The 18,441-nt window shown below is 43.9% G+C and carries 17 protein-coding genes; 9 read left to right on the plus strand and 8 right to left on the minus strand.

All coding sequences use genetic code 11. The features are described from left to right. Nucleotides 1-3 precede the first annotated feature (3 nt). From BMW86_RS14075 to BMW86_RS14105, 7 genes are all read left to right on the plus strand, one after another. A complete protein-coding gene (locus BMW86_RS14075; protein WP_089782378.1) occupies nt 4-714 on the plus strand; it encodes an AcvB/VirJ family lysyl-phosphatidylglycerol hydrolase in 711 nt (236 codons plus the stop codon). 220 nt (nt 715-934) lie between these two features. Beyond that, entirely contained in the window at nt 935-1,258 is a 324-nt protein-coding gene (locus BMW86_RS14080; RefSeq protein ID WP_089782379.1) for a hypothetical protein, read from the plus strand. 93 nt (nt 1,259-1,351) lie between these two features. Then, nucleotides 1,352-1,624, plus strand: a complete 273-nt coding sequence (locus BMW86_RS14085; protein ID WP_089782380.1) for a hypothetical protein — start codon at nt 1,352-1,354, stop codon at nt 1,622-1,624. 387 nt (nt 1,625-2,011) lie between these two features. Continuing rightward, nucleotides 2,012-2,311 carry a LytTR family transcriptional regulator DNA-binding domain-containing protein gene (locus BMW86_RS14090; RefSeq protein ID WP_089782381.1) on the plus strand — a complete coding sequence of 100 codons (300 nt, stop codon included), beginning with the start codon at nt 2,012-2,014 and terminating at the stop codon, nt 2,309-2,311. Between the two features lie 624 nt (nt 2,312-2,935). Beyond that, nucleotides 2,936-3,529 carry a response regulator transcription factor gene (locus tag BMW86_RS14095; RefSeq protein ID WP_089782382.1) on the plus strand — a complete coding sequence of 198 codons (594 nt, stop codon included), beginning with the start codon at nt 2,936-2,938 and terminating at the stop codon, nt 3,527-3,529. 192 nt (nt 3,530-3,721) lie between these two features. After that, nucleotides 3,722-6,796: a SusC/RagA family TonB-linked outer membrane protein gene (locus BMW86_RS14100; protein WP_089782383.1), complete on the plus strand. Its 3,075-nt coding sequence runs from the start codon at nt 3,722-3,724 to the stop codon at nt 6,794-6,796. A 12-nt stretch (nt 6,797-6,808) separates the two neighbouring features. Beyond that, on the plus strand, nt 6,809-8,299 hold the full coding sequence (locus tag BMW86_RS14105; RefSeq protein WP_089782384.1) for a RagB/SusD family nutrient uptake outer membrane protein: 1,491 nt from the start codon (nt 6,809-6,811) through the stop codon (nt 8,297-8,299). Nucleotides 8,300-8,367: 68 nt separating this feature from the next. Here the strand turns inward: BMW86_RS14105 and BMW86_RS14110 are convergent, their stop codons facing one another. From BMW86_RS14110 to BMW86_RS14120, 3 genes are read right to left on the minus strand one after another with little or no spacing between them, the layout of a single operon-like run. After that, on the minus strand, nt 8,368-9,012 hold the full coding sequence (locus BMW86_RS14110) for a siderophore-interacting protein (RefSeq protein WP_089782385.1): 645 nt from the start codon (nt 9,010-9,012) through the stop codon (nt 8,368-8,370). A gap of 8 nt (nt 9,013-9,020) precedes the next feature. Further along, nucleotides 9,021-9,296, minus strand: coding sequence for a hypothetical protein (locus tag BMW86_RS14115; RefSeq protein WP_089782386.1), 276 nt, complete (start codon nt 9,294-9,296; stop codon nt 9,021-9,023). Nucleotides 9,297-9,348: 52 nt separating this feature from the next. Beyond that, entirely contained in the window at nt 9,349-10,212 is an 864-nt protein-coding gene (locus tag BMW86_RS14120) for a helix-turn-helix domain-containing protein (protein ID WP_089782387.1), read from the minus strand. 211 nt (nt 10,213-10,423) lie between these two features. On the opposite strand from BMW86_RS14120, the gene BMW86_RS14125 reads away from it, so the two are divergent. Further along, complete coding sequence (locus tag BMW86_RS14125) at nt 10,424-10,660, plus strand: hypothetical protein (protein WP_089782388.1); 237 nt, start codon at nt 10,424-10,426, stop codon at nt 10,658-10,660. Here the strand turns inward: BMW86_RS14125 and BMW86_RS14130 are convergent, their stop codons facing one another. The 5 genes from BMW86_RS14130 to BMW86_RS14150 all read right to left on the minus strand — a co-directional run bounded on the left by BMW86_RS14130 (nt 10,661) and on the right by BMW86_RS14150 (nt 15,299). Beyond that, nucleotides 10,661-11,638: a tetratricopeptide repeat protein gene (locus BMW86_RS14130; protein ID WP_089782389.1), complete on the minus strand. Its 978-nt coding sequence runs from the start codon at nt 11,636-11,638 to the stop codon at nt 10,661-10,663. It lies immediately after the preceding gene. Between the two features lie 102 nt (nt 11,639-11,740). Then, the gene (locus BMW86_RS14135) at nt 11,741-12,217 is read right to left on the minus strand and encodes a MarR family winged helix-turn-helix transcriptional regulator (RefSeq protein WP_089782390.1); all 477 of its coding nucleotides are present in this window, start codon (nt 12,215-12,217) and stop codon (nt 11,741-11,743) included. Between the two features lie 85 nt (nt 12,218-12,302). Beyond that, nucleotides 12,303-13,484 (minus strand): mannonate dehydratase, encoded by a 1,182-nt coding sequence (gene uxuA, locus BMW86_RS14140; protein WP_218149145.1) that lies wholly within the window; start codon nt 13,482-13,484, stop codon nt 12,303-12,305. A 41-nt stretch (nt 13,485-13,525) separates the two neighbouring features. Further along, entirely contained in the window at nt 13,526-14,812 is a 1,287-nt protein-coding gene (locus tag BMW86_RS14145; RefSeq protein ID WP_089782391.1) for a glycerate kinase type-2 family protein, read from the minus strand. Nucleotides 14,813-14,876: 64 nt separating this feature from the next. Further along, a complete protein-coding gene (locus BMW86_RS14150; RefSeq protein ID WP_089782392.1) occupies nt 14,877-15,299 on the minus strand; it encodes a hypothetical protein in 423 nt (140 codons plus the stop codon). A gap of 152 nt (nt 15,300-15,451) precedes the next feature. Here BMW86_RS14150 and BMW86_RS14155 point away from each other — a divergent pair, with 152 nt between their 5' ends. Beyond that, nucleotides 15,452-18,433, plus strand: coding sequence for an amidohydrolase family protein (locus BMW86_RS14155; protein WP_089782393.1), 2,982 nt, complete (start codon nt 15,452-15,454; stop codon nt 18,431-18,433). Nucleotides 18,434-18,441: the final 8 nt, after the last annotated feature.

The following is an 18,441-nucleotide window of genomic DNA, read 5'->3' on the forward strand; positions in this document are numbered from 1 at the left end:
AAAATGGCAACAGGAAAATACGCCCTCTTGATGGGTTGCATGTTATTGGGAATGGGAGTAGTGAATGCGCAGACAGATATCAGCAGGTTACCGGTAACGGTGAAAGTGCCTTCAGTGGTGGTGGCTGAACGTCCGATCGTGTTTTTCATTACAGGAGATGGGGGAATGAAGAAATTCTCTGTAGATATGGTTAACATTTTTGCAGGCAAGGGGTATCCTGTTATCGGATTAAATACACTTAAATATTTCTGGAATAAAAAGACGCCGCAACAGGCCGCAGCAGATGTGACGGCCTTGTTGCAGTATTATTCTTCCCAATGGAATAATCATGCTTTTATACTGGTAGGTTATTCTATGGGGGCGGATGTACTGCCTTTTATTTATCAGCATTTACCGGCGGCGTTTCAATCTCAGACACAGCATCTGGTATTTATGTCTCCTTCTACAAGTACAGATATGGTGGTACATATTTCTGATATGCTGGGTAAGACATCTACGCCTGGCAGTATGAGTGTAACGGGTGAGATGAATAGTATTACCACTAAGCCATTGTTACTGGTATTTGGCCAGGATGAGAAAGATTTTGATATAAAGGCATTGACTATCCGTAATTATCATCAGATTGTTTTACCTGGCGGACATCACTATAATGAGGATGCGCAGGGAGTAGTACAACAGATTCTCACACATTTATATGCTGCAGTGAAGCCGTAAGGTCCATTAACATTTCCATTTTAGCTCTGATTGGCTCTCATGGCGGTTCTGCCTGGGGGTATATTCTATTATTTCCTGATATATTTTTTACCGTTAACAATTTATTAACCAAATTCTGCGCGCTGTAATGTAACATTACAACGTCGTACGGAACCCTATACCGATATCTATCGGAGAGGATTTTTTTATTAAGACAGCACATTACAAACATTCAGCTATAATGGATAAAAGAATTATACAAACGATAAATTCATGCAAGGGTGATCTGTTTTCAGAAGCCTTTGCGGAGAAGACTTTTAATGGTTGGTTTTTGATGAAAACTTCCCAGGTTTCAACCAGGGGAGTTTCTATTTTATCTAAAACCATGCGCCTTAAAAAACAGTTTGGCTGCTGCAAAGTAGCAGTAGAATTCTTTAGCTTGCAGACTGGCTATCCTGCAGGCGGATTTTGCTTCAATCTAATACCCTCAAAATATATGTTTATGAAAAATGCATTTATGATCCATAATGAAAAAGACACTATGCACACAACACTACTTACGTAATTAACCAGAGGAAGGAAATTAGCCCATTACAGATCAGGAAAAATTGACTCACTATTTAACACATTCGTACATTGTAAACCCCCGTATGCCAGCATGCCTAAACGTTATTTTGAAAGACTGCAGACTATTGATTACCTGATAAGGATCAAAGGCACAGGAAAACCGGCACACCTTGCAAAGAGGTTAAGGATTTCCGAGAGAACACTATTTGAATTTCTGAAGATGATGAAAGAGTTGGGAGCACCTATAGCTTATGACCGTTATAAAGAAAGTTATTATTATTCGGAGAAGGGTGGTTTTAATATCCGCTTCGTAAAGAATCTGACATTAGTAGTCATTATATTAATGTTGTCCATCAGCATATAATAACCCATAACCCGTTCTCCCATATTTTTTAAATTATCTATCCACCTGCCAGCATGCATATATGCAGGGGGATTCCCTCTGCCTTAGCGGAACGTGACTGCGGAGTGTTATACTCCGCAGTTAACGCCGTATTAACTATTGCATTAACCCTTGCTTAACGCCTGCAGAGATAAAGCTATTTATCTTGCCGTCCTGTAAATAAATTTTATTTACAACAAAGCGGCCCCCCTTTTTGTTAATTATTAAAATGCAAACCTGATATTTTCAAGGATACTTTTTCTCATAAGACGGTTTAGATTTCATAAGCTTCATACGCAGGTTTCTATTCAGTTACCTGCTGTTTTTCTTGTTAAACAAATCTGGTGACCATTTCAAAAACTTAAACGTATGCAGAATTTAGCTTCATTCTACACGTCCTGGGAAGGACAGTCAACCAGAATTTCCCTGGAAGAATTAATGTTTGTTGAGATCATGGAAGATTCCTGTGTATTACATCTGGAAGATTCACGTGTAATGGCTGACAACGGTTCGGAAAAGATTATGTCTTACCTGCCGGAAGACAGTTTCCTGCGGGTACGTCATAAATACATGATTAACCTGAAGTATGTAACGGACATTAATGAGGATTATGTGTATGTAGGAACTATCAGGATTGCTCTCAGGTCGAGAGTACAGGGAGCGCATTAATGACAAAATATTATTATAAACTTAAAGGCCCTTGCCACTTTTGGTAGTAAGGGCCTTATTATTCACATGACAATCATTAACAACTGTTGCAGTACAATTATTGGAAAAGGATACTACAACGAAAAAAATCTTTTATTATTCAACTATAATCGCTGAATATTATATCAAAACTAGAGATAATGTTTGGATTTCGTGGTTAACCGATTGTTAAGGCTCTTCTTTTTTAGTATGCTTATTCTTTAAATAGTAATGTTATTTTCTCTCCCCTGGTAATATATCTTTCTTTCCTTTCAGTTTGTTTCTATTTCGTCTGTTAAAATTTTAATATAAACCCGTAAATTGTATTGTAATTATCTTATTTACTATACCCGTGTCAACCTGATTCTGATCGTAACTATTTTCTTCCTTTTTGGTTATTTATAATATTCAACAAATTGTTTATTAGTATTTACTGAAAAACCATATACTTATCCGATTGACTACTGCTTGTATTTGTATCAAATTTGTTTCTGTATGGGAAACCTTATAATCTGACCAGTTTATTGATTATCGCCATACAAAAATCCGTCACTGGGGGATACAGAAATAAGGTTTTGAAACATATACAAACCCAAAAAAAACGATATGAAAAATGTGCGGCGTAACAGCGCAGGTCAGCCCGGCATAAATGATGAGGTAGATGCAGAAGGGGGACATGGCGATACCCTATCGGTACAGCAGCTGGCAAAAGATATATGCAACATCGTATTTATGGATATTGATATCCCTGGTCTTGCCCCGACCGAAGTCGCGAATATTTTTAAAACAGCTTATCCTGAAGTGAACGTGGTTGTATTCACGTTGAGTGGAAATAAAACCTCCAAAGAACAGATTGCTACTACACCAGTTAATCCCTCTCCTCCAGCGTCTATTACAGAATTTATTACTACTGTATATGAGTCTACCCTGCAATCCAATATGCTGGCGATACAAAAAGTACTGACGTTCTTTAACCGGAAAGGCAGCGGACTGCCGGACCCTTATGGATTATCTTCCCGTGAATTGCAGGTGCTGGATTGTCTTGTGGATGGAGATACTTATAAGAAAATAGCAGAACATTGTCATATCAGTGTTGGTACTGTACGATCCCATATCATGAATATTTACCGCAAACTTGATGTCAACTCCCGCTCCGGCGCTATTGTAAAAGCGATGCAGGAACGATTGATAGGAAACTGATTCCTGCATAAGTTTTTATGTCCTTATTGTTATATAAAAAGAACTGAGTACTTTGCAATCGAGTCCATTTGTCTGCCATAACTATGGCTTCCTATGATTGTTTGTTCATTCGTCTTATTTCCCTCTATCCTCCATGTAGCATTCTTACCTAAGTCACTATTGAATTTGATAACTCGAAGAAAACAATTCGTTATGAAAGTCGTTTGTACAAAAGCATGTAGCATTCTGCTGTTACTGGCCTTCTATGCAGCCGTATCAGTAAAAGCACAAACCCTGGTTACACCCAACACTCAACAGGCCGGTCCGGTTAAAGGTATTGTAAAGGACAAAAATGGCGCAGCCATTCCCGGAGTGACCGTCCGTGTAAAGAATACCAGTAGTGGCACTACTACCGGCCCTTCCGGGGAGTTCTCCCTTAGTTTACCGGAAGGAAGAGATACCCTGATCTTTTCTTACCTGGGATATGTAACACAGGAAATAAAGGTGGGGGCACAATCATCTCTCAATGTTGTATTAGCATCTTCGGAAAGTCAGCTGGAACAGGTGGTGGTGATCGGATATGGTACCCAGCGAAAAAGGGACCTTACCGGAGCGATCTCCTCTGTGAAAGGGGAAGACCTCGCCGCACAACCTGTACAGACACCCACGCAGGCTGCCCAGGGGCGTATTGCGGGGGTGCAGGTAATTGCTTCCGGGCAACCGAATTCTCAGCCCCAGATCAGGGTACGTGGTACAGGATCGGTACTGGCAGGTGCTAACCCGCTGTATGTGGTAGATGGTGTACTGACTGATGATATCCGTAATATCAGCACATCGGACATCCTGACGATGGATGTACTGAAAGATGCCTCTGCAGCTATTTACGGGGTACGTGCTGCCAATGGCGTGATCATCATTACTACGCGTAAAGGGAAGGCTGGAAAACCGCAGGTACGGTATGATGCCAATGCAGGTTTCCGTCAGGCATCCAACCTGGTGAAGATGGCAGATCGTAGTCAGTATATTGCTTATCTGGCGGATGTTTCTCCATCTAAAGATCCTGTTAATAATCCTTATGTATACGATGGTACTACTGACTGGTATGATGCTGTCTTACGCAATGCTTTCCAGATGAATCATAATATATCTGTGTCCGGTGGATCTGAGAAAGGGACTTATTATTTAAGCGGGGGCTATATAGCAGAAGACGGGATCATCACTACCAATCATTTTAAACGTTTTACATTCCGGGCGAACAATGATGTGAATATTACGAATCAGCTGAAATTCATTTCACAGTTATCATTCTCCCGCGCTGCTACCCGTGATGTTGAACTGGGTGATACTTACCGTAATTTATACAGGGCTGCTCCTATTGTGAAAGCTGAAGAGGGTGGTCGTTTTGGGAATACTTCCGGCTGGGGTAATGTGGGGAATCCTTTACTGGCGCTGAACAAACGTTATGATGGCAGACAGGAGAACCGTATACAGGGAAATGTAGCGCTGGAGTACAGTCCGGTATCTTTTCTGAAGTTCCGCTCGGGATTTAATGCAGATCTTAAGTATGGGAATGACAGGGTATATAGTTACAAATACCTGAATGATGATGTTACTTTCCTGGTAGCAGGTGGTAATCAGCAGAACCCTAACAGTAGACTGGTGCGTGAGGAATACCGTACGCAGGGTTGGGTATGGGACAATACTGTCACCTTTGACAAGACCTTTAATAAACATAGTCTGACGGTACTGGCGGGTTCTGTTACGGAAGGGTTTTATACCACTTCACTGAAGGGTACTCGTATTAATGTACCTGAAAGCCCGGACCTCTGGTACCTGGACCTTGGGAATCCGGATGTGCAGTCAACCATCAGCAATACCGGTGATAAGTATGCACGTCAGTCGTTTGTAGGGCGTGTGACTTATGGATATGATAGTCGTTACCTGTTAAGTGCTTCTATCCGTGCAGATGGTAGTTCCAAGTTCAGGCAGAAATGGGGGTATTTCCCAACGGTAGGAGCAGGATGGGTTATTTCCAGCGAAGGATTTATGAAAGATCAGCAGCTGTTCAACTTCCTGAAACTGAGGGGGAGTTGGGGTATACTGGGGAATGACAATATCCCTACGAATGCATTCAGGGCTATTACCAGCATAGATCTTCCTTATATCTTAGACAATACCATTACGGTAGGTGGTGCTATCAAGGATATTAAAGATCCTAATCTGAAATGGGAGTCTACTACCCAGTATGATATCGGTTTTGAGTTTAGTATGTTCAATAGCAGGTTGAGTGGTGAGGTAGATTATTACAATAAGAAAACAAAGGATGCACTGGTGATCGTGAATACACCAGCCCTGCTGGGAGACCAGGATAACTCTTATATCACCAATGCTGCTTCCTTTAAAAATGAAGGGTATGAGATATCGCTGAACTGGAAGGATAAGATCAGTGAAGATTTTGGATATACAATAGGCGGTAATATCACCTTTAATACAAATGAACTCACCGGTTTGAATGGGGGACAGGCATTGCTGGGCGGAAATGTAGGTCAGCAGAGTTTTGTAACGCGTACAGATAACGGTCATGCCGTGGGTACTTTTTATGTACGTAAAGCACTTGGCGTGTTTAAAGATCAGGCAGAGATTGATAATTATAAAGACAAGAATGGTAAAGTGATACAACCGGGTGCCGCTCCGGGAGATTTGAAATATGAAGATCATAACGGGGACGGTAGTATTGACGATAATGATAAAATTTATGCAGGTTCTTTTCAGCCTAAATGTTTCTTTGGATTTAACTTTGGGCTTAACTACAAAGAGTTTGATCTGGGTGCCAGTTTCTATGGGAATGCCGGGAACAAAATCTATAATGGAAAGAAGGCTTATCGCTTTGATGATGCGGATAACATAGAAGCTTCTTATGCGGGTAAACGCTGGACTGCCAGTAATCCATCTTCGACAGATCCCCGGATCATTTCTTCCAGTACACCTGCATCTACTTACTTTATTGAATCGGGTACCTACCTGCGTTTGAATAATCTTACCCTGGGGTATACTTTATCTCCCAAAACATTAAAAGCTATTGGTATCAGCAACTTCCGCGTGTATGTTACCTCTCAGAACCTGTTTACACTGAAGAAATTCAGTGGATTTAGTCCTGAGTTACCCGGAGGTACTATTGATGATGCCAACAGCACCAATAACAAGAGCGGTATCCTGGATGCTGGTATTGAGTTGAGTGCTTATCCAACTACACGCACGTTTGCATTGGGCGTTAATGTTTCATTTTAAAAAAGAACAATCATGAAGAAGACTATAATACTTTGCCTGGTCCTGGGTATGTTCTCCTGTAAGAACTACCTGGAAGTAAAGCCTCAGGGACAGATTGATCAGGAAGCGGCGGCAGGTGATCCTGCTACTGCGCAGAACCTGGTGATAGGCGTTTACAATTCGATGTGGGAAGGCAATATGCATGGCTTCTCTTATGTGGGTATGACGAACATTGCTTCTGATGATGCGGATAAAGGAAGTAATGCGGATGATGGCAAGACTACCTATGGTGCATTGGATAATCTTACAATGGATGGTACGATAGGTAATCTTAATGATGTATGGTCTGGTTTTTATCTGGGTATTTCCCGCGCTAATCAGGCATTGGATGCGGTTGCCGGTAGTCCTTTAAATGAGACGCTGAAGAATCAGCTGATGGGAGAAGTGCGATTTTTACGTGCTTACTTTTATTTTGACCTGGTACGATTCTTTGGTGGAGTACCTAAGATTGATAAGGTGCTGACCCCGGGAGAAGCTAACAGCGCTACGTATCAGACGAAGGCCGGCGCCGATACTATTTACCAGCTTATTATTTCAGATCTTGAATTTGCGCTGGCTAATCTGGCTATAAAGGGTGGTGCCAATACTGCTGTGGGCAGGGCGACCAAAGGAGCTGCCGCAGGGTTACTGGCCAAGGTGATGTTGTATCGTCAGAATTTTCAACGGGCATATAGTTTAACAGATTCGATTATTAAACAGTCGGTAGGGACTTATGGGCTTCTTGACAATTATGAGGACATATGGCGGACTACAGGGGCGGATGGGATAGAATCTGTGTTTGAGGTACAAACAGGCGTTAATTCGGCTTGTAATGCCGCTATAGCCAGTTATTCGGAGTGTCAGGGACCACGAGCCGGTGGTAAGTATGGCTGGGCGGACCTGGGCTTTGGGTTTGGAGCGCCTTCCCAGAGTTTGCTGGATGAATATGAGGCGAATGATAAACGGGAGGCTGCTACGGTGATCTTTATCACGGCTACGGGTACTTTTTTATGGGACGGGTTCAGGATTCCCAGTCAGGATAGTGTACAGAACAGCTACTATAACTACAAGGCTTATCATAGTCAGATCAAAGAACCTTATTGTGGTGACAGGAGCCGTATGCCGAAGAACCTGCGTGTGCTTCGTTATGGAGAGATTCGTTTAATTCATGCAGAGGCAGCGCTGGCACTTTCTAAAAGCGGAGAAGCGCTGGATGATATTAATGCGTTGCGTCCAAGAGCAGGATTGGCGCCTCTTGGCAGTGTAGACAGGCATGCGATATGGCATGAGAGAAGGGTAGAGCTGGCGATGGAGCATGACCGGTTTTTTGATCTGATCAGGGAGAATGAGTTAGAGCCGGGGCTTGCAGCGGCGGCATTTGCAGCGCATGGGAAGACGTTTGCAGATAAGAATAAAGTGTTTCCTATTCCTAAAACGCAGATAGATTTAAGTGGCGGGAGTTTGAAACAGAATACCGGGTATTAACCTGAAATACAGGGCGCGTTAAAGTTAATAGTCCATATTTGAGATAATCCTTCCGGATTTTGGAATTATTATTCCCAAAATCCGGCGGATTTGATCTGTTTCCCGCCCAGATCTTTTATTGTTTTCCTTGTTTTTACAAGGAGAGGGATGTTACCGGCCAGGTAAAATGTGGTTTCCTGTACGGGAAGATGCCGGACCCAGTTGGTTAATTGTTCTGAAGTGCCGGTATGTATGGGCATGTCCAGGATAGTGGAAGGAAGATGTTTATCTATGATCATCGCATGAAACTGTTGCTGGGGATGCCTGCATTTGTAGAGCGATACAAAATGCCCGATAGCGCTGGCATCTCCTATACACACCAGGTTATCTGCCGCGGTAGGCTGATGGAAACCGCCACCGGGGCCTGCATAAAAGAAAGACTGTTCCGGTTGCAGTTGTTTAGCCCAGTTACTGCCTGTGCCTTCATGACTGGTATGGATCAAAAGCACAGCTGTTTGTGTAGCCTGATCCCAGCTGGCTATGGTATAATCCCGGTAGGCTTGTTTGCCTACTTCGCATTTAAGGTGCTGGCAGCTGCGCCAGTTGATAGCCTCTGGCAGGTGCAGGGTAATTTGCAATAAGGAGTCTGTAATGGCTGTTGTATTGATGACATAAGCTGTTTTACCTATGCGCGACATGAGGAATGCCGTGGCTTTTTCTTTAAATGTTGACATAGCTACTATTAGTTGATCTTACCTGTGAGGTGAGGATAAATATCTGTGATGAGTGTAATGGCTTTTTCTGAGCGTAGGCGGAAGTGTTTAAATACGCCCAGTGTTTCCAGTATGGGTGTTAGTTCTATAAGGTCTTTTACTGCGGCTTCATATTCCGGATAATTTGCGGGCTGTTCTATGACAGACAGGTTAGCCATGAATGCAGCAACGGAGCCTTTGCGTAATACCTGTCCGTTTATTTCTACGGAGTTGATATTATCTGGCAGGATGTCCTGAGGTTTCATGTGTGTATTATTTAAAGGCAAAACTACTACCGGGGACTTTGGACTAATTATACTATTCCGGGATAGATAGATACTTTTCCCGTACTGCTTCGCGGAAAGCTGCAGGAGTATGCCCGGTATGCTGTTTGAAAAACCTGTTGAAATAGGATATTTCATTGAATTGGAGGTGCCAGGCGATTTCCTTTACACTTTCTTTTGCATGTAAGAGCAGGCGTTTGGCTTCCAGGACACGGCGATCTGTGATTAATGAGGAAGCTGTTTGTCCGGTATGTTGTTTGACGACTTCATTCAGATGGTCTGCAGAGATGTGCAGCGCTGCTGCGTATTGGGCTGGTTTGGTCCATTCCCGGAAATGGGTGGCCAGTAATTCGCGGTAGCGGAATAGTAATGCAGGACCAGGTTTCTCTGCCCGATCGCAGGTATTGCGTTGCAGTAATGTAAGGAGTACTGACAGATAGTTTTGCAAGATAGAAACGAAGTGAGGACCGCGTTCTGCTTCCTGTTTTTTCATCAGGCCTGCAATGGTTTTAACTTCGGCAAAGTCTGCATCGGAGAGTTTTACTTTATCCGGGGGGACAAGAGGAAGATGTACAGGGTGACCTGCCAGGAATTCTGCTGTAAAAGCGATGAGCCAGCCTGTAGAGGTGTAATGGGGCATTGCCTGGTGGACTTGTCCGGGTAGGATCAGGACCATTTCCTGGGCCTGTATTACGACGCGTTCGAAGTCAAACATATGACAGGTTTCACCTGTAGTGCAGATCCCCAGGGCATAATAGCCGTGGCGGTGTGGGGTCATCCCGGGGTCATCTATCTCATTATCTTCTGCCCCTATCTGCTCTATAAAGGTAAAGGGAACTCCGGAAGAGGAGATGTCTTCCATCCCGTAAGAAATAATGAATGGTTTTTTAGTAGCCATATAGCTGTAGACGAATAAAGAGGGCAGAAATTGTATTGATCTGCAATATAATGTACACTTTAATATATTAGGATAATACTATATTAGACGTAGGGTCGGAATCGCTAAATAAAGCGTTAAAATAACACAGACGTAACAAAAAAATATTCTCAACCCCTTGTTTATTAATAATATTATAAATATTTTTATATACCTATGAAAACTACCAACTATGAAATGGATTGAAGAATTAAATGTTATTTACCAAAAGCTGGGAGCGATTGGTTTCGAAGATGTAAAAAAGGAAATCTTAAAAGCCCAGATGAGCGGCCATGGCGGAGAAACGTACTACCTGGTACTTCAGCAGCTGATCATGATCAAGAAAGACAAGGTGCAGATTTATGAGCTTATTAAAGGAGAAGTGGAGAATATTATCCATTTCAGTAAGCACATGATCCATCTGAACTAATTAACTGGCTAACTCTTCCTTTAACCTGGCTACTTTCCAATATATCGGTGCATTGACCGGTATTTTCAGCAGCCATTCCAGGCATTGCTGTTTATCTCTTTCCCGGAGATAACTTAGTGCTATATAGAATGCTGCATCGTATTTGTAAGAGGATGATCCTCCGTAAACAAAGTTCAGATCTTTACGGGCTGCTTCCAGCTGGCCTTCGTCTATCAGGGATACTCCCCGGTAGTAACGGGTAGCAGGCTGTGTAGAGTCTTTCACGATCACCTGATTCAACAATTCTACCGCTCTGTTGTAATGTCCTTTGTTAAAGGCAAAAGCTGCCTGATGCAATAGCAGGGAGGTATCTGTTTCGTTGCCGATATGGTGATGGTGTACCATTTCCGTTCCGGAGAACTGCCTGTATACGTCTTTATGCCAGGGGCTGACGAATAAGAGGCCTGCCAGTCCAGCCGAAATAATGGCGGTGATCACCACATAGAGGCCCACCTTTGTATGGGCAGCATGTTCTTTTGAGTGGAACCATTTTTCCCGTTGGTCGGCAATCATTTCTTCCAGCTCATTACGGGTATTGTCTGTCTCCATGTTATTGGATTCTACGGACAATGCTTCCTGTATGTATTGTATATGTTTGGAATCCAATCCCGGAGCAGGGGGGACCGGGTGGAAAGATTGTGCTTTGTTGGGGGATTTCTCCATCATTTCCTGTTTCCATTTCAGCTGACAGGCGTAGAGGAAAAAGGGTTCGAAATGATCGGTGAGGGTAAGCTGATGGTGCTGGCCGTAGTTGTAGATCGACAGCAGTACTCCTTCAAATACGCCGGAGGCGTCTCTTATACTACCGCCCCATCCTGTTACCATATGCTTCACTTTACGGGCAAAACGCTTGTAAATTGCATCAATAATAGCGGGGGAGCTGTCTAGCAAGCCATCTATGTATTCGTCGTCATTATTTATAATCCGGCTGGAAACCATAATATGAATCGTCTGCTACTTAAACTAATAATTATTTTAACACAGGGGTGTTAGATAGTTAAAGCAATGCTTATGCCGGAATGCCGGATTGAGCAGATTAAATTAAAAATGTTCTGGTCGCAGGGTAGATACCAGCTTGCCGAGGATCAGTTTCAGGGAGTCAGCATCTTCCTGCCCGATGATATCTGTGTATTCTTCCTGTATTTCGCGGAAGCTCTCGGCTGCAGAGATAAGGAGCCGTTTTCCATTGTCTGTGAGGAAGATAACAGCAGAGCGGTTGTCGTTTTCATGTTTACGGGTGAGGATATAGCCTCCCGCCTCAAGGTTCTTTACCACTTTGCTCATGGCCTGTTTGGTAATCCGGGCCCTTTTTGCCAGTTCATTATTGATGATACCTTCTGGCTGAATGTTAACAATCAGCACGAGGTCGCCCAGCTTAAAGTTATCATATCCTTTCTGCTGGAGCTTTTCCGTGATTTTGAAGTCCATATCCTTTTTCAGCAACCCCAACAACCTGATAAGGCTACGTTGCCGTTGCGCCAGGTATTGTTCGAGTTGCTCATCAAGTGAACCGTTCATATTATACGCTTTTAGGGGTGCTTATTAGTTTGTTCCTTATCCCAACCTTATAGTGCTGCCAATACACGGCCGCAGGTGTTGACTTTCACCTGTTAAACACAGAACGGGCAATACCGGTTTCCAGTCCGCGGAGCTCTGCCAGTCCACGTAAACGGCCTATAGCGCTGTAACCGGGATTGGTTTTTTTGTGCAGGTCGTCCAGCATCTGGTGACCATGATCCGGACGCATGGGGATTGAGACGTTTCGTTTGTGCATCACGGCAAGGATGTTTTTGACCACTGCATACATATCTACATCTCCTTCCAGGTGGTTTGCTTCGTGGAAGTTACCCAGGGCATCACGCTGTGTGCTGCGGAGGTGAATGAAATGGATATGTTCTCCTAATCTTTCCACCATGCCTGGCAAATCATTATCCGGGCGAACACCATAGGAACCTGTACAGAAGCAGAGGCCATTAGCCGCATAAGGAGCAGCTGCCAGCAGTTCTCTTGCATCCTGTTCGGTACTCACGATGCGTGGCAGTCCTAATATAGGGAATGGGGGATCGTCCGGATGGATAGCGAGTTTGATCCCTGCTTCTTCTGCCACTGGGGCAATCTGTTGCAGGAAATAGAAGAGGTGCAGTTTGAGCTGTGTAGCATCAATGCCCTGGTATTTATCGAGTGCTTCCTGGAATTGCTGTAGGGAGAAACTTTCTTCAGAACCGGGTAATCCGGCGATTATATTTCTTTGTAATAAGTTCTTTTCGGCTTCGGTCATGCTGTCGAAATGTTCCTTAGCCATAGAGATATCGGCAGGATTATAATCGTTTTCAGCGCCGGGTCTTTGCAGCATGAAAAGGTCGAAGGCCATGAATGCCGCCTTCTCAAACCTTAAAGCTTTTGATCCGTCAGCAACGGTGTAGGCAAGATCGGTACGTGTCCAGTCCAGCACCGGCATGAAGTTATAGGTAACGACATAGATACCGCATTCTGCCAGGTTGCGAAGGCTTAACTGGTAGTTGCTGATGTATTCTTTAAAGTTGCCGCTCTGGGTTTTAATATCTTCATGTACGGGCACGCTTTCCACTACGGACCATGTAAGTCCGGCAGCTTCTATCACGGATTTCCGCAGCATGATTTCATCTACTGTCCAAACCTCTCCGTTCGGAATATGATGCAATGCTGTTACAATACCGGTAGCTCCGGCTTGTTTAATATCGGTCAGTGTTACAGGATCTTTTGGTCCGAACCATCGCCATGTCTGTTCCATTTTTAGCATACGCATATACAGATTTGAAACCCCAAAAATAGGACTTCCCTCAATAATTAATAATTTATTATTACTACGATTATATCCATAACATTTGTTTGTGTGGCTCCTGTTTTATATAAACCGCCTGTCTGCTCAAAAAAATGCCAGGCATCATTTTGTTTGAGGTAGGCTGTTGCATCCAGGTTTTTCTCAGCAGCAGCGGCTATTACAGCCGTATCGGCAATGGCGCCTGCAGCATCTGTGGGGCCATCTGTACCATCTGTTCCGGCACTTAATAAAGTAATATTCGGATGATCATTTTGTAATGCAATTAATGCTGCCAGTGCCAGTTGCTGGTTACGTCCTCCCAGGCCATTACCGGTAACAGTAACGGTGCTTTCTCCTCCGGCTAACAGGCAGGCGGGCCTTTTCCCCGGCCAGTCAGCAGCTTTTTGTATGAGTTGCTGTGCCAGTAATTCCGCTTCTCCTGTAGCCGTTGCAGTGAGTATATGTACTTCATAACCTAAGGCAGCCGCTTGTTCTGCGGCAGCATCCAAAGCTATTTTATTATTGCCTATCAGCAGGTTATGTGCTTTCCCGTGTTTAGGGGTATCGGGGATATGGCCCTGAACACCTTTTAACAGGTGCTGTAAAACGGGATCAGGCAGTTGTGTGGTAAGATGATATTTTTCGAGGATGGCATATGCATCCGCAAAAGTAGAAGGGTCAGGAACTGTAGGGCCAGAGCCTATTACATGCAGGTCATCGCCTACTACATCACTTAATATCAGGCTATAAAATGCATTTGTATTGGCAGTGAGCTGTCCTCCTTTTACTGCGGATAAATGTTTGCGGACTACATTCATTTCATGGATATCCGCACCACTTTTCAGTAACAGTTCAAATACTGTTTGTACCTGTGTAAGGCTGGTCCCTTGCGGATAATCTGCCAGGAGTGCAGACGCCCCGCCGGATAAAAGAAAGAGTACGAGATCGTTTTCCTTTACTTGTTTAAGCAGGGAAATCATTTGTTTGGTGGCCTGTACACCATTTTCATCCGGCACCGGATGGGCTGCTTCAGCCAATATTATATGTTGAAGAGGAAGTGCATGGTGATATTTGGTAATCACTAATCCTTTTAACGGAATGCCGGAGAGGATTTCTTCCAGCGCTGCGGCCATTGCCGCCGCCGCTTTACCTGCGCCAAAGATCCATACAGGCCTGTTTTCCTGTAGCCGGAAAATACTATCAGCTATTTTTATTGTATCCCCGTTCCTCTGTACATTTTTCTTCATCAGTATAACCGGTTGTACCGCTGCTACTGCATGACTGAATATAGAGATCGCATGTTCTCTACTCATATCTTTTACATTAAAAAAGGATGCAGCGAGGCATCCTTTTTATGAGTGTATTTAGTATGGTCATTTAACTGTTGCGCTTCTGTTGTTTTTTGTCCAGTTTGGCCTCCATCTTTTCCTTCTTCTTCATTTCCCAGTCGTTCCATTTCTTATACTGATCGGGCGTAAGCACAGGTTTGAAGCGTTGACTGCGTTCTTCATTCAATGCTTTTGCCTGTTGCATTTTATCTTTCTTTGACAGGCTGGTATTGGTTTTAATCGCTTCCATCCTGCGGGTGATATCCGTATTGATATCGGATATTTTCTTATCCTGATCTTTAGTCAGGTTTAACCGCCGGTCCAGTTTATTCGTCATTTTATCTGCACGTTCTTCGGCCGTGAAATGCACTTTTTTATGGGTGCTATCCTTTGCCTGCGCTATACTGTTTGATTGGATACCGAGCAGCAGGCATAACAACATGCTACTCACAGCGATCATATATTTTTTCATAAAAAATGGATTGTTCTCCTTTGTTAAATATAGGTAATTACTGCAATATTAATACCAATCCTGTAAAATATGAGAAGAGGGTATAATCATTTATTAATTTAGCGTCATTCGTAAGCACATCAAACCAAATCTAACCGTTTAAACAGTAACAAATGAAGAAAACCCGTATGTCCCTTGCCCGGCTTTGTCTGCTATTGGGTGGACTGCTGGCTGGTAATTTTGCCCATGCCCAGGAAACCTTTCCAGTAAATGGTATAGCTGACAAGCGAGAAGGCTGTTATGCTTTTATTAAGGCTACCATTGTAAAGAATGCCACTACTACTTTAAACAATGCTACCCTGGTGATCCGTAATGGGAAAATTGTGAGTGTGGGAACAGGACCCGTTCCTAAAGATGCGGTAGTCATTGATTGCGGAGGTAAATTCATCTATCCTTCTTTTGTAGATCCTTACAGTGATTATGGCACCCAACCTGTAAAAAAGGCTACTACCGGAAGGCGTGGAGATCCGCAGTTCCTTTCTGCAACAAAAGGAGCTTATGGCTGGAACCAGGCAATTAAAAGCGAGGTGAATGCGGCTTCTGTTTTCAATACAGATGAAGGCACTGCAAAAACGTTACGTGAAGCAGGGTTTGGGACTGTTCTTTCTCATCAGCAGGATGGTATTGCCCGCGGAACAGGGGTACTGGTAACACTGGCAGATGGGAATGAAAATAAAGCGATGATCCGTGAAAAAGCCAGCGCTCAATATTCTTTCGACAAAGGAAGTTCTACACAGGATTATCCAGGTTCATTGATGGGTAGCATTGCGCTGCTGCGTCAGACTTACCTGGATGCGCAGTGGTATAAGACCCGTCCTGCAAAAGAAGGTACAAACCTCACTTTGCAGGCATGGAATGAAAGCCAGTCGCTTCCTCAGGTTTTTGACGTAGAGGATAAATGGGACGCTTTACGTGCTGATAAAATAGGCGACGAGTTCGGGGTACAATATATCATCAAGGCGGCAGGTAATGAATACCAGCGTATGCCGGAAATGGCTGCTACCAAAGCATCGTTTATTCTCCCCCTTAACTTTCCCCTTCCTATAGATGTGGAAGACCCTAATGATGCGCGTTTTGTAGCGCTCAGTGATATGAAACACTGGGAAATGGCGCCATCAGAACCAGCCGCTTTTGAAAAAGCGAATATTCCTTTTTCTTTAACTGCTTCCGGATTAAAAGATGCAAAGCAGTTCCTGGCTGCCATCCGCAAGGCTATTGAATATGGGCTTAGTGAGCAGAAAGCATTGGATGCGGTTACTTTAGCGCCTGCCCGTATGATAAAAGCAGATGACCAGGTGGGTTCACTGGAACCAGGTAAACTTGCCAATTTTCTGGTGACTTCAGGGACTCTTTTCAATGAGAATACAGTGCTGTACCAGAACTGGATACAGGGGCAACGATATACTATAAAAGATGAAGATTTCAGGGGGACTTATACCCTTACCGTTTTGCCTGCCAATACTACTTATACTTTGCTGGTAAAGAATGCGTCTTCCTTGTCCCTGATACAACAGGACACCGTAACCGGTAGTATTTCGTTTAGCGGAGAACTGGTGAAGCTGGCATTCCCGCTGAAGAAAGGAGCGGCCCAGTTAAGGTTGAGCGGTGTTGCAGCAGCAAAGGAATGGAGCGGTACCGGTATCGATACCAGTGGCGCTCTTATAAAATGGCGTGCAGTGTTTAATGCTCCCTATACTAAAAAGGATAGTACCAAACCTGCCAGTCAGCTGGCAATCGGTAAACTGTATTATCCTTTCAACGGATATGGCTGGGAGACTTTACCTCAGCAACAGGATATACTGATAAAGAATGCTACTGTATGGACAAATGAAAGTGAAGGGAAACTGGAGAATACAGATGTACTGGTACGTAACGGTAAGATTGCACAGATAGGTAAGAGTTTAGCAGCCGGTAATGCCCGCGTAATAGATGGTACCGGTAAACACCTTACACCTGGTATTATAGATGAACACTCTCATATTGCTATTTCCAGAGGAGTGAATGAGGGCACACAATCTGTTACATCTGAAGTGAGGATTGCAGATGTGGTGAATCCTGATGATGTGAATATTTACCGTCAGTTAAGTGGTGGGGTTATTGCTTCTCATTTGCTGCATGGTTCTGCAAATACTATTGGTGGACAGAGTCAGCTGATAAAGCTACGTTGGGGTGCAGATGCAGAGGAACTGAAGTTCGCAGGTACAGATCCTTTTATCAAATTTGCGCTTGGCGAAAATGTAAAGCAATCTAACTGGGGAGAGCGTCAGAAAGTGCGTTTCCCGCAAACACGTATGGGAGTAGAAGGGGTACTGACAGATGCGTTTACCCGCGCCCGTGATTATGAAAAAGAAGGCCCCGGTAAACGTCAGGACCTTGAGCTGGATGCACTGGTAGAGATCCTGCACAGTAAAAGATTCGTTACCTGCCATTCTTATGTGCAGAGTGAAATCAATATGCTGATGAAGGTGGCTGATAGCTTCAATTTCCATATCAACACGTTTACGCATATACTGGAAGGATATAAAGTGGCTGATAAGATGAAAGCGCATGGCGCTGGTGGTTCTACCTTTGCTGACTGGTGGGCGTACAAAATGGAAGTACAGGATGCGATTCCTTATAACGCTAATATTATGCAGCGTGTAGGGCTCACTGTTGCTATTAACTCCGACGATGCTGAAATGGCCCGCCGTCTGAACCAGGAAGCAGCCAAGAGCATCAAGTACGGAGATATGGCTGAGGAAGATGCCTTGAAGATGGTCACATTGAATCCGGCTAAACTGCTGCATGTGGCAGAACATACCGGTAGTATCAAAGTTGGTAAGGATGCTGACCTGGTGTTGTGGAGCAATAACCCGATGAGTATTTATGCCAAAGCAGAGAAAACGATGGTAGATGGTATCGTTTACTTTGACAGGGACCGTGATCTGGAATTGCGTCAGCGTATCAGTACTGAACGTAACAGGTTGGTGCAGAAAATGCTGGCAGAGAAAAAGAAGGGCACCGCTACACAGAAAGCTGCTCCTACCCAGGAAGAAATTTATCATTGTGAAGATCTGCAGGCCGGACATCAGAAGAGCCTGATCAATGGCAACTAAACACAACA

Source organism: Chitinophaga sp. YR573 (assembly GCF_900110995.1).
Classification (GTDB): Bacteria; Bacteroidota; Bacteroidia; order Chitinophagales; family Chitinophagaceae; genus Chitinophaga.

Excerpts from the sequence above, each read along its gene's own strand:
- BMW86_RS14075 (WP_089782378.1), top strand. The coding sequence starts at position 4 with ATGGCAACAGGAAAATACGCCCTCTTGATGGGTTGCATGTTATTGGGA.
- BMW86_RS14080 (WP_089782379.1), top strand. The coding sequence starts at position 935 with ATGGATAAAAGAATTATACAAACGATAAATTCATGCAAGGGTGATCTG.
- BMW86_RS14085 (WP_089782380.1), top strand. The coding sequence starts at position 1,352 with ATGCCTAAACGTTATTTTGAAAGACTGCAGACTATTGATTACCTGATA.
- BMW86_RS14090 (WP_089782381.1), top strand. The coding sequence starts at position 2,012 with ATGCAGAATTTAGCTTCATTCTACACGTCCTGGGAAGGACAGTCAACC.
- BMW86_RS14095 (WP_089782382.1), top strand. The coding sequence starts at position 2,936 with ATGAAAAATGTGCGGCGTAACAGCGCAGGTCAGCCCGGCATAAATGAT.
- BMW86_RS14100 (WP_089782383.1), top strand. The coding sequence starts at position 3,722 with ATGAAAGTCGTTTGTACAAAAGCATGTAGCATTCTGCTGTTACTGGCC.
- BMW86_RS14105 (WP_089782384.1), top strand. The coding sequence starts at position 6,809 with ATGAAGAAGACTATAATACTTTGCCTGGTCCTGGGTATGTTCTCCTGT.
- BMW86_RS14110 (WP_089782385.1), bottom strand. The coding sequence starts at position 9,012 with ATGTCAACATTTAAAGAAAAAGCCACGGCATTCCTCATGTCGCGCATA.
- BMW86_RS14115 (WP_089782386.1), bottom strand. The coding sequence starts at position 9,296 with ATGAAACCTCAGGACATCCTGCCAGATAATATCAACTCCGTAGAAATA.
- BMW86_RS14120 (WP_089782387.1), bottom strand. The coding sequence starts at position 10,212 with ATGGCTACTAAAAAACCATTCATTATTTCTTACGGGATGGAAGACATC.
- BMW86_RS14125 (WP_089782388.1), top strand. The coding sequence starts at position 10,424 with ATGAAATGGATTGAAGAATTAAATGTTATTTACCAAAAGCTGGGAGCG.
- BMW86_RS14130 (WP_089782389.1), bottom strand. The coding sequence starts at position 11,638 with ATGGTTTCCAGCCGGATTATAAATAATGACGACGAATACATAGATGGC.
- BMW86_RS14135 (WP_089782390.1), bottom strand. The coding sequence starts at position 12,217 with ATGAACGGTTCACTTGATGAGCAACTCGAACAATACCTGGCGCAACGG.
- uxuA (WP_218149145.1), bottom strand. The coding sequence starts at position 13,484 with ATGCGTATGCTAAAAATGGAACAGACATGGCGATGGTTCGGACCAAAA.
- BMW86_RS14145 (WP_089782391.1), bottom strand. The coding sequence starts at position 14,812 with ATGAGTAGAGAACATGCGATCTCTATATTCAGTCATGCAGTAGCAGCG.
- BMW86_RS14150 (WP_089782392.1), bottom strand. The coding sequence starts at position 15,299 with ATGAAAAAATATATGATCGCTGTGAGTAGCATGTTGTTATGCCTGCTG.
- BMW86_RS14155 (WP_089782393.1), top strand. The coding sequence starts at position 15,452 with ATGAAGAAAACCCGTATGTCCCTTGCCCGGCTTTGTCTGCTATTGGGT.